Origin of the sequence: Litchfieldella qijiaojingensis, assembly GCF_014651875.1 — a bacterium.
Lineage (GTDB): Bacteria > Pseudomonadota > Gammaproteobacteria > Pseudomonadales > Halomonadaceae > Litchfieldella > Litchfieldella qijiaojingensis.
This window is the reverse complement of record NZ_BMXS01000007.1, coordinates 14,912-27,110: the sequence shown is the minus strand read 5'-3', so window position 1 is coordinate 27,110 and position 12,199 is coordinate 14,912. Positions and strand designations below refer to the sequence as shown.

The window sequence follows — 12,199 nt, the reverse complement described above, 5'->3', positions numbered from 1 at the left end:
ATATTCATGAATTGATTCATTATTTAGTCTGACTTCCTTACGACATAATCATGCCGCCGCTGTCGGCACGGATCGCAGGGAGTCAGTCACATGAGCATCGCAACCGTTCTTTCCATCACCGGCCAGGCTTGGGCGCGCGACAGCGAAGGCAATTTGCGCGAATTGAGCCCAGGAGATGTCTTGCAGGAAGGCGAGACGCTGGTGACTTCCGGCAACGGTAGCGTCCAACTCGACTTCGGCGATGGCCTGGAACCGGCACTCATCGGTTCTGGCCAGCAAGTGGCGATGACGCCTGAGGTGGATGCGCAAGCCCCCGTCGACGTGGCCGATTCCAGTGTCCTCGATGAAGATATCGAAGCCCTGCTTGCCGCAATTGACGAAGGTGACGGCGACCTGCTCGAACTGCTCGATGCCACCGCAGCCGGTGCAGGTGGTGGCGGTGGTGAAAGCGGCGGCCACGATTTCGTGCGCCTGGCGCGGATCACCGAATCAGTGGATCCCTTGGCGTTCGAGTTCGGCACTGCACAAACGGCTGAATCCACTGATACCGAGGGAGATTCGTTGGCGGCGGCTGCAACGGATGCAGCTGCAACCGATGAAGAACAGGGTGCTGAACAACCTCCGCTTTCCGGTGAAGTTACCGTTATCCTCGACGACGTCAACACTCAGAACGTAAGCAATGTGCCGGTTTTCGGCACCACGACGAATATCTCTCTGGGAAGTAGCATCACCATTGTGGTAACCGACCAGAATGGGAATAGTGTCACCACGACAACGACGGCCAACGATGATGGCAGTTATCAAACTGAGATAGGTCTTGGCCAGCTTATTGACGGTCCTCTGACCGTCGAGGCGAGTACGACAGACCAAACCGGTTCGACTGTTACCGCTAACGATACTGCAGGCAAAGATACGGTTTCCGAGGCCACCATCAGCATCGACACCATCGCCGGTGACGACGTGGTCAACGGTGACGAAGCGACCCAGACGATCACCATCACCGGCAGTGTGGGCGGTGATGCCGGCGAGGGTGACAGCGTCACCCTGACCGTGGGCGATCAGGAATTCACCGGCACGGTCGACGCCGACGGCCACTACGCCATCGACGTGCCCGGCGAGCTGCTGGCCGAGAATGGCCAGGTCGAGGCCAGCGTCGACGGCAGCGACGAGGCCGGCAACACGTTCGAGGCTACCAACAGCCGCGACTACAGCGTCGATACCGGCGCCGAGGCCACCATCAGTATCGACACCATCGCCGGCGACGACGTGGTCAACGGCGACGAGGCGAGCCAGACCCTCACCGTCACTGGCAGCATCACGGGCGATGCCGGCGCGGGTGACAGCGTCACCCTGACCGTGGGTGACCAGGAATTCACCGGCACGGTCGACGCCGATGGCAACTACGCCATCGACGTGCCCGGCAGCGTGCTGGCCGAGAACGGCCAGATCGAGGCCAGCGTTGGCGGCAGCGACGAGGCCGGCAACACGTTCGAGGCTACCAACAGCCGCGACTACAGCGTCGATACCGGCGCCGAGGCCACCATCAGTATCGACACCATCGCCGGCGACGACGTGGTCAACGGCGACGAGGCGAGCCAGACCCTCACCGTCACTGGCAGCATCACGGGCGATGCCGGCGCGGGTGACAGCGTCACCCTGACCGTGGGTGACCAGGAATTCACCGGCACGGTCGACGCCGATGGCAACTACGCCATCGACGTGCCCGGCAGCGTGCTGGCCGAGAACGGCCAGATCGAGGCCAGCGTTGGCGGCAGCGACGAGGCCGGCAACACGTTCGAGGCTACCAACAGCCGCGACTACAGCGTCGATACCGGCGCCGAGGCCACCATCAGTATCGACACCATCGCCGGTGACGACGTGGTCAACGCGGCGGAGGCCGGGGACGACATCACCGTCACTGGCAGCGTCACGGGCGATGCCGGGGAGGGCGACACCGTCGCCCTGACCGTGGGTGACGAGACCTTCACCGGTACGGTCGACGCCGACGGCCACTACGCCATCGACGTGCCCGGCAGCGTGCTGGCCGAGAATGGCCAGGTCGAGGCCAGCGTCGACGGCAGCGACGAGGCCGGCAACCCCTACCGCGCCGAGAGCGTGCGCGAGTACGCCGTCGATACCGAGACCGACGCCAGCATCAGCATCGACACCATCGCCGGTGACGATGTGGTCAACGCTGAGGAAGCCGGGCAACCGGTCACCATCACCGGCAGTGTGGGCGGTGATGCCGGCGAAGGTGACAGCGTCACCCTGACCGTCGGCGATCAGGAATTCACCGGCACGGTCGACGCCGACGGCCACTACGCCATCGACGTCCCGGGCAGCGTGCTGGCCGACAATGGCCAGGTCGACGCCAGCATCAGTGGCGAGGATGAAGCTGGCAACCCCTTTAGCGCTGATACGACTCGTTCCTATAATGTCGCTGGTCCAGAAATTACCGGGCTGAACCTTGGCGAAGCGGATGTCGTCGTCGATGAGCAGCATCTTTTGAATGGCTCGAATCCCAACTCCGCTGAATTGGTGAAAACTGGCACTTTTGGTGTCAGCGCGGTGTCAGGGATTGCGTCTATCACCGTAGCTGGCGAAGAGATTTTGGTCGATGCTCTGTTGGCCTTGGATAGTGGTGCTGCCGCAATCGAAGTGTCTACCGCGGAAGGCAACGTAGTACGTATTACTGAATACCAAGGCGATGCCCATGGCGGAACTGTCGGTTACGAGTTTGAATTGGCGGGAACCCTGACACATTCCGATGGTAATGGCCGAAACTCCTCCGATGAGGAAGGAGTGTCCATTTCCGTCAAGGACCAGCTAGGCCAGGATGCCAGTAGCGAAATCGAAGTTGAGGTGCTCGACGACGTTCCCGACTTCGGGGCACCTGCCGATGCCACGATCAGTGTCATTGATGGGGAGTTCGAAGGTAACCTCGATCTGACAGTCGGTGCTGACTCCAAAGGAGCCCAGATCGCCAATGTGTCTCTGCAATCGGATGAGAATGATTGGGTTCAGGTTACCTACGACGACGCTGGTACTCAGAACACCGCGTATCTGACTTCCGGTGGCGTGAATCTCCAATATGTTTTCGACACGGAGTCCCAGCAGCTCATTGCCTACAAGGTGACGGAAGGCCCCAAAAATCCCGTTTTCAGGATCGATGTGAATACCGAGTCATATTCCATTGAAGTGCTGCAGCCTCTCGACCCCGTTGCTGTCGACTTTACGGCGGATCTTTCTGGCAGCCAGGGTGGTGGTGTCAACAACGATTTTCATATTGATGGCTCCAACCTGGATATACGTTTCACTTCGACTGGTGGCTCTGTCAACTGGTCGACCAACGGTATTGGGGTGGATAATAACTTGATTGAAAGTGGGAAAGCCCTGATCGCCAATTTCAATCAAACACTGACCGAACTCAGCTTTGAAATGGGGAAGGACGGTGCGCCAAGTTGGGAGGCCTTCAATGAAGGCGTTTCCGTTGGTTCGGGGACTGGAACGCATCTCAATGTCGGCACAGGCTTTGACGAGGTGCACTTTTACGGTGCTGATGGAGGCGACCAATATAATGTCAGTGGTTTCAGTGGCGCTCTCCTCGATGCCGATCAAGCTTATACGCTTCCTGTGGAGATCGAGGCCGTCGATGGAGACGGAGACTCCACCAGTGCCGGCTTCCAGGTCGACTTCGAGCTAGAAGATACGGTAGATACGGCTCCCAAAACTCCGAACATTTCACTGACGGTCACCCCGGAAGAATCTTCTGGTGGTGACAGCGCCGAGATCATCAAGGTCAATGGCGGCAGTGGGGTGGCCGGTGGCTTCGACGTCCAGGACGGCCAAATTGTCAAGGTCGGTGACGGTGTACGCGTATGGCTGACGAAAGGAGATACGGCGCCTGAAATTGCCAATCCCGGCTCTGAAAACGCCGGTGTCATTGCCCATTACGAACGAGGCAATCATGGTGTGGATGGCGAATATTCCGACATCTTTGTGGTGCATTCGCAAAGTGGCTGGTTCTACAGTCAGTCCGATTGGGATCATGAGGAGCTACGCGGGCTGGACTCCGTACACGGCAATCGCACGAATGAGAACGCTCCGGATGCCCATGGGGATTACATCTTCGTTGTCCAGGAGGAAGGCTATGAATATCAGGCCGGCTGGAGCACGAACAATAACGCCGATACCCATGTCAACACGCTCGATGGGGTATGGGTGGGCTACACGAACGAAAGCGGATCCGGCTCGCTTATCGGGCAAGTGAGCAACAATATCGAAGGCGTGATCTACGGAGATGGAAGCTTCGATGGTCCCGACGTCAACGCGCCGAATGTCGAAGAAGTCGTAGAAGGAGATAGCGGCGGTCAGGCGTTCCTGGTTGACATATCGGCGGCGCTTGCTGATGCCAATGGCAGCGAAGAGCTCTCCGACGTTACGCTCAGCGGCATCCCCGACGGCGTGACACTCGAAGGGCAGGGTGTTACTGGGCCAGACAGTAATGGTAACTGGCAAATCAGTAACCCTGATGGTGGCAATATCGACGGCCTCCAGATCGCCATGACGGTTCCCGCCGATACAAGCGCCTTCGACATTGAAGCCAGCGTATCCACCATCAGCCAGGAAGGAGCTTCATCCGCCACGGCTGTCGAGCAGTACGGCATCGTTGTTGGTTCATCGGCCGAGGATACGCTAGTGGGGAATGGCACCGGCGATCTTCTGTATGGCGGTGCCGGAACCGACACGCTCATCGGCGGAGCTGGTGACGACGACATGTACGGCGGCTTGGGGGCTGATACCTTCGCCTGGAACCTGGGAGACCAGGGTGCGGCGGGCAACGCCGCCGTCGACGAGGTGATGGACTTCAATGCCGACGAAGGCGATAACCTGGAGCTCTCCGACCTGCTGCAGGAGCATGATAGCGACAGCGACATCAGCGACTATCTGCATGCCAGTGACGATGGCGAGGGTGGTACGCTGATCCACGTCAGCACCAATGGCGGATTCGCCGCTGGCTACGATGCTGCCGCTGAAGACCAGACCATCCAGCTGAAGGGCGTGCAATACGATGCCGATCTCATCCAGGATATGATCGGCAGTGGCCAACTGACCATCGACCAGTAAGCCTCAAGCCGACGGTCGAGGCCCCACCCGGCGATGCCGGGTGGGGCCTTTTCACTTACACTGTCGCCAGAGATGCATGTTGGCAGCGAACAAGCCGGGTAGGAGGTTTTTGATGTACATCAAACGCGATGAGCAGGGCCGGATAGAGCTGGTCAGCAAGACCATGACGCCTGATTGCAGGGAGTCGTTGGCAGCGGATTCGCCGGAGTTGCTTGCTTTCCTTGGACGAGATCAGGATCGACAACTGCAGGAACTGCGCAACTCTGACCTGGAGTTCGTGCGCGTGCTGGAGGACGTGATCGAGCTGCTGATGGACAAGGGCATCATCAGCTTTACCGATCTGCCGGATGCTGCCCGCGAGAAGCTGATGGTTCGCCAGTCGCTGCGCAGGCGGGTCAACAGCGTCGATCTGCTGGGAGAAAGCGATGAAGAGGATGATGGGGTGATTTGATTACCAATCCCCACGCAAACTAACCCATCGCCGATGGAAGCCTGGCAGTAACATTCTGTTACCCTGTCCATCGGTACTATAATTTTTCCTGTGCCTCTCTACTAGCCTGACCCTCATACCATACCAAAAACGGCGTTAACGGCAGGGGCACAGGCACATGAGTATCGCAACCGTTCTTTCCATTACCGGTCAGGCTTGGGTGCGCGATGACTATGGGAATCTGCGCGAGTTGAGCCCGGGGGATGTCTTGCAGGAAGGCGAGACGTTAGTGACTTCCGACACTGGAAGTGTCCAACTCGATTTCGGCGATGGTCTGGAACCAGCGCTTATCGGTCCCGGTCAGCAAGTGGCGATGACGCCCGAATTGGATGCTGAAACTCCCGTCGACGTGGCCGAGTCCAGTGTCCTCGATGAAGATCTCGAAGCTCTGCTCGTCGCGATCGACGAGGATGATGGCGACCTGCTCGAGCTGCTCGATGCCACCGCAGCCGGTGCCGGCGGGGGCGGAGCCGAAGGCGGCGGTCACGACTTTGTTCGCCTGGCGCGGATCACCGAGTCGGTGGACCCCTTGGCATTCGAGTTTGGTTCCGCCCAGACGGCCGAGTTCATCGATGCCGAGGGAGACGGATTGGCTGCGGCTGTGACCGATGAGCAAGAAACCACGCCAGAACCGACTCCAAATCCAACTCCAACTCCAAGCCCGACTCCAACCCCAACCCCAACTCCGGAGCCGGTCGAAACCACCATTACCCTGAACAGCGATGCGGATACCGTTGTCGAGGGGCAGCCAATCACCCTAACTGCAACCACCAGTACGGCACCTACCGGCTCACCGCTGGTGATCACACTCACCAATGGCATGCAAATCGTCATTCCTGTAGGGCAAACGTCTGCGAGCATCCAGATCGATAGTCGTGAAGATGATGCCTATCGCCAGGGGAATGAAACCGAAAGCTTCGGAATCGGTTCTGTAAGTGGGGGTGGCTTCGATCAGGTCACCCTTGGTGAAGATGTTGATGCCACGGTGGTCGACGACAGCGACACTACCACCATCACGCTGACGGCGCCGGAGCAGGTCACCGAGGGCGAGGCGATCACTGTCACCGCCACAGTCGACAACGCCCCTGAGACCGACCTGATAATCGAACTCTCCAACGGCGAGACGATCACCATCGCCGCCGGCGTCACCAGCGGAAACGTGACCTTCGAGTCACCGGACGTGCCTGACGGCGGTGGGACGCTTGAATTGAGCATCGCCGATACTACCGGCGGCAATTACGAGAATCTCGATGAGAATTCCACCGTGGAAGTGAAGCTCACCGGTGATTCCATCCCCGTGTTCACGCTAGAGCCGGGAGCAAGCGAAGTCGACGAAGCCGGTCTGCCTGGCGGCAGCGATGCTGGCAGCGATTCCCACACTTCCAGCGGCAGTTTCACCATCGATACCGGCAACGACACGTTAACCAGCCTGACCATCAACGGCCAGAACGTCACCGGTGGTGGTACGGTGCAGGGCGTCTACGGCACCTTGGTCGTCACGCTGAACGAGGATGGCAGCTACGGCTGGAGCTATACCTTGGATGGCGCCACAGAAGGTGACGAGGTGCAGGAGAGCTTCGAACTGGTGGCAACTGACAGTGACGGCAGTACCAGTGATGGAAGTCTCACGATTGATATCGTCGACGATATTCCCAGTGTCAGCATTTCGGGTGCCGCCGAAGCCACCGAAGGGAGTGAAAGCGTCATCGGCAGTTGGAGTGTGACGGAAGGCGCCGATGGTGCCACTACAGTGGTCGAGTACGACGGTGTGACCTACCAACTAGGTGACACCATTACCACCGCAAGCGGTGAATTGACGGTCGCTACCGATGGTACATGGACCTTCGTGCCTGGGGTGGATACCGATAACGACGATATCACCTTCACTTTGGTGACCACCGATGGTGACGGCGATGAAGCGCGTGATAGCCATACCATCGCGGTCAGCGACGGCAGTGGTCCGACGCCAGGCGACGAAGCCGGTGCCGGGGGTAGCCTGAGCCTGCTGCTGGACGACGTCGACACCCTTGATGACGCCACCGACAGCGATAGCGGCCAGCTCAGCTTCACCGCCGGTAGTGATGCCATTACCGGGTTTGCTTTTGGCAACCCCAGCAACATCACTGTCACGGGGCTGGACGGCGAGTTAAGTTGGGCGATCGATAGCGATGGCAATCTGATCGGCAGCCTTGACGGCACCGATGTACTCAAGCTGAGCCTGAACGGCAGTGCCATCGCCGCCCAGACCAGCGGCACGGTCGCGGTCAGCGCTGAACTGCTGAGCAACCTGCCGCATGGCGTGAATGTCGACAGCCTGGGCATCAGCGGCATCGAGGTAGTGGCTAGCGACGACGACGGCGACAGCGCTACTGGCACTCTGACCATCGATGTCTCCGATGATGGGCCGCAGGTGGCTCCTGTCCGCACTGCCTTGATGGCAAACGAGCAGGGCTTGTCCCTTACCGATGAGATTCCGTTTACATTCGGGGCTGACCAACAAGGTGCCAAGGTCGCTCTGTCGGGTAACAACGATGGCACCTACTGGCTCAACCCGGAAACCGGACAGCGCCTGAGTTCGGAAGGGAATGATCTCCTTTACCGGGAACACGCGGATGGCTCACTGGACGCTTATTACCTCGACGATGCCAACAACGAAGTTGTCGTGTTCACCGTTGCCTACAATGCGGACGGCTCCTACACATTGACACAGTTGGGGCATTTGGATGGCTCCCAGTCCTCGTTGTTGGTGGGGTTCTCCAGTGGTTTCGGGGGAGGCAACAGTGGTGAACCAGCCTATTTTTCGAGTTCCGCCACGATAGGTGAGAGTGGTTCCATTATTGTCATGGCCCAGGCCCTGGGCGACGACACGGTCAACTACAACAACAATGCCTTGGGGGTTTCAGAAGGCTCTACGGTCGACGATCCCAGCGAAACCCTGGCACTGACCTTCTACGATGGCGAAGGCTGGTCGACATCGGGAAATGGCTCCAATGCAACCGTGAATGAGCCCACGGGAGGCGCGCAGCCGTTGGCGGTTTTCAGCATCACGTTCAGTTTCTGGGGGCTCGATACCGGAGAAATGCCAACCTTCTGGAAGGACAGTGGCCAACAGGAAGCGTTCGAGGCCAACGATAACGGTGATGGCACCTGGACCGTAACGTCCGACGAAGCGTTCGATACCGTTTACGTCAGTGCTTTGGATAACACAGGCAATGGCTTCGGCGTGGCTTCGGCTGAAATCGTCACCATCATCGAAGGTACGGACCAGACCTTGGAGCTCTCTGCGACCATTACCGATGGCGATGGAGATCAGGCAACGACCAGTTGGAACTTCACCCTGGACGCGGATGGTGATGTCCTGCGAGGCACCGAAGGCAATGACTTCATTCAGGGTAATGGCAGCGACGATGCTCTCGACGGAAGCGGCGGTGACGATATCCTGATAGGCGGACCGGCCAACGATACCCTCATGGGCGGCTTGGGGGCCGATACCTTCGTCTGGAATTTGGGTGACCAGGGTGAAGAGGGTAACGCCGCCATCGATGAGGTGATGGACTTCAGCAGCGATGAGGGCGACAAACTGGACCTCTCCGACCTACTGCAGGAGCGCGATAGCGACATCAGCAACTACTTGCATGCCAGTGACGATGGAGAGGGTGGTACGCTGATCCACGTCAGCACCAGCGGTGGATTCGCCGATGGCTATGATGCCGGTGCTGAGGACCAAACCATTCACCTGAAAGGCGTTCAATACGATGCCGAACTTATTCAGGACATGCTCAACAACGGCCAACTGACCATCGATCAGTAAGCCGCTCCCTGGCGGGCTCATGGCCCCACTTGGCGATGCCGGGTGGGGCTTTTTACTCGTCTTCTTGCGCCGCCTGCCGGATACCGGGGCCAGTGACGCCATCCAGGCCGATATCCACCAGCGCGGCATGTTCTTTTTCGTTACTCACTCCTTCGGCGAAGGCGAGAATGCCGATCGAGTGGCACAAGGTCACCATACCGCGCAGGATGGTCTGCTGTTCGCTGTTGTGCTGGATGCCTTCGACCAGTGAGGCGTCGATCTTGATATAGGCCAGACCCACGTCGTGCAGATCGGCGATACGGGTGAACTCCGGCCCCACGTGCTCGAGCCCCATGCGACAGCCGAAGGTGTGCAGTTCGCGGCACAAGCCGCGGAAGCCTTCCAGATAGTGGACGGCGACCGATTCTGGCAGCTCCAGCCACAACTTGGCCGCTGCTTTTGGATGAGCGGCGAGTCGAGGCTTCACGCCGGCGAGGAAACTTCCGTCGCTGGCCGCTTGGGGCGACAGGTTGATGCCTAAAGGCTCGCCGTGCCTTTCGATATCGGTCAGTGCCGCCTCGACCACGGCCAGGTCATAGTTCACGTTGAGTCTCAGCCGCGATACCCACGGCATGAACATGCCGGCGGGCTGCCAGTCTCCTTGGAGATGGAGGCGCGAAGGGCTTTCGAAGTGGACGACGTGGGATTGTGAATCGAGGACCGGGTAGCGGGCCAGGCGAACGCCTTCGGCCAGTGCCTGCTCCAATGCACTCCGCCACGCCTCCTGGCTGGTATAGAGAGGCTGCCGGGTACTGCCTTGGGCAATCACCAGGGCGCGGTCACCGTCGAGCTCGGCCTTGGCCAGGGCGCCATCGAGGGTGCTGAGCAGTTCACCGCGTTCGTCGCCTGCGGCATATTCCAGCATTGACATGGGCAGGCCGATCGATACGTGGTGACTATCGGCGATGGGATGCAGGCAGCGCCTGAGTTCCTGCGATACGGCGCGAAGATTATCCTCTCCGGGCAGCAGCAGCGCGAAGTCACTGCCATTGAGACGCCCGACCTGGCCGTTTCTCGCGGTGGCGATATGCTTCAGGACATGGGTGATCTCCTTGAGCCACTGATCGGTTTCCTGCCGTCCCAAGGTGTCGTTGAGAGTTGCCAGCCGTGCCACGCGCAGCATTACCAGCGTACCGCCTCCGGAGTGGTCGTCGGCATCCAGTGCTGTCTGCAGCAGTTTCATGAAGTGGTTGCGGTTGGCAACGCCAGTGACTTCATCGTGCTGAAGCTTGCGTCTAAGCCGTTCTAGCTTCTCGCTCTCCTGGGTGAGCATTTCGCGTACCTTACTGGAGAGCATGTTCATGGCGACCACGACATCCCGCAGTTCACGAGTGTAGGGTTCTTTCGACGTGGTGAAGCGCCGGTTGCCGATATCCCGTGCCTGTGTGACCACGGCGTGAAGGGGGCGGCGGATGCTCTTGACGATCCACCAGGCGAGCAGGGCACTGACCAGGGCGGCGAGGCCGAACCAGGCGATCAGGTATTGCGTACTTTGCCATAGAGAGCGGTAGGCGAAGCTGTGCTGGCTTTGCAGCTCTATGGTGCCATACTGGCGCCAGCCGTCCTGAACCACGGCTTGGCCAGCGGGTACCGAGAAGCGGGTCAGGTCGACGAACCAACCCGGTACATCCTCTATGTGTTCACCGTTCTCGCGGCGGAGAATCAGCTCGCCTTCGGGATCACGGAGCTCGATGGCGCGATAATGGCCAGTATCGAACTGAGCGGCAAGCAGGAGTTCGATGGTTACCGGATCCTTGTTCATTTGGCTCATGGAGAGAGCCAGTGCGTTGGCGTTGTCGGCGTTCTTGATGCGCACTTCTTGCTCGGTGTAGTGCCGTATGGCACTGACACCGATGACCAGGCTGCCGCCAAAAGCCAGCAGCAACAGCATGGCGATGGTCAGCCAGAGTTGCTTGATCAGTGACATAGTGGCTCTCCCTGCACGGAAGTCGTTGCGATCTGTGCGTTGTTATTCATAGAAATCCTTGCTCCTGCATTCTCCCCAGTACACTACGCCAACGCGACAATCGTTGCGTGGGATCGGCTCGCGATTGCGTCGAGCCACCAGCCCACAGCCCATCGCTGTTGAAGCTGAACACGGGGTCGAGATCGGTGCGCTGGCTGGCGGGAGTGATCGAGGGCACCAGGTTGTCGAGAATCAGCGGCTCGACACTGGGGTGGCGGTAGTAGCCCAGCACCATGTGCGCTTGCGAGGTATTGCTGCGGCCGATACGGGCGCGGACATAGATCATCCTCAAGCGCTCGACGGGCACGCCGAGTTGCGTCAAGGTGATGTACTTGGCGATCGAGTAATCCTCGCAATCGCCTTCGCCTCGTCCCAAGGTTTCCAACGGTGTCGCCCAGTAGTCCTCACGTCCCCAGATGTCGATATCGTCGAGCCAGCGGACACGACGATTGAAGAAGCGATTGACTTCACGAAGCTGCTCGTCGATGGGACTGCCGGCCAGTTGCTCGAGGAGGGCGAACCACTCTTCCAGCGTTGTGAGGCCTCGGCTCCCATACATGGTCTGCATGGATTGGCGCAAACGCGAAGGATCGAGGTTGGCAGTCAATGGCGTGGGCACAAGCCCGATCCCTGCCCCCAACAGCAATGCTCCAACCCCGGCCATGAAACGCCGGCGCCCGGGGCGAAAGGGGGAACAAGGTTGGGATCGAGACATCAGGCACTGGCATCCTGGCGTTGCCGCAGAAACAACTTCACTTTACACAAC

At 59.3% G+C, this 12,199-nt stretch carries 5 protein-coding genes; 3 read left to right on the top strand and 2 right to left on the bottom strand.

Going from position 1 to position 12,199, the window contains the following annotated elements:
* Positions 1 to 90: 90 nt before the first annotated feature.
* The 3 genes from IE093_RS08655 (at position 91) to IE093_RS08645 (ending at position 9,428) form a co-directional block, all read left to right on the top strand.
* Entirely contained in the window at positions 91 to 5,127 is a 5,037-nt protein-coding gene (locus tag IE093_RS08655; protein ID WP_189468208.1) for a retention module-containing protein, read from the top strand.
* Between the two features lie 112 nt (positions 5,128 to 5,239).
* The gene (locus IE093_RS08650) at positions 5,240 to 5,578 is read left to right on the top strand and encodes a tryptophan synthase subunit beta like protein (protein WP_189468206.1); all 339 of its coding nucleotides are present in this window, start codon (positions 5,240 to 5,242) and stop codon (positions 5,576 to 5,578) included.
* Positions 5,579 to 5,735: 157 nt separating this feature from the next.
* Complete coding sequence (locus tag IE093_RS08645) at positions 5,736 to 9,428, top strand: retention module-containing protein (protein ID WP_189468204.1); 3,693 nt, start codon at positions 5,736 to 5,738, stop codon at positions 9,426 to 9,428.
* 52 nt (positions 9,429 to 9,480) lie between these two features.
* Here IE093_RS08645 and IE093_RS08640 read toward each other — a convergent pair whose 3' ends face one another.
* Positions 9,481 to 11,394: an EAL domain-containing protein gene (locus IE093_RS08640; protein WP_189468202.1), complete on the bottom strand. Its 1,914-nt coding sequence runs from the start codon at positions 11,392 to 11,394 to the stop codon at positions 9,481 to 9,483.
* Positions 11,395 to 11,440: 46 nt separating this feature from the next.
* A complete protein-coding gene (locus IE093_RS08635; RefSeq protein ID WP_189468200.1) occupies positions 11,441 to 12,148 on the bottom strand; it encodes a transglutaminase-like cysteine peptidase in 708 nt (235 codons plus the stop codon).
* Positions 12,149 to 12,199: the final 51 nt, after the last annotated feature.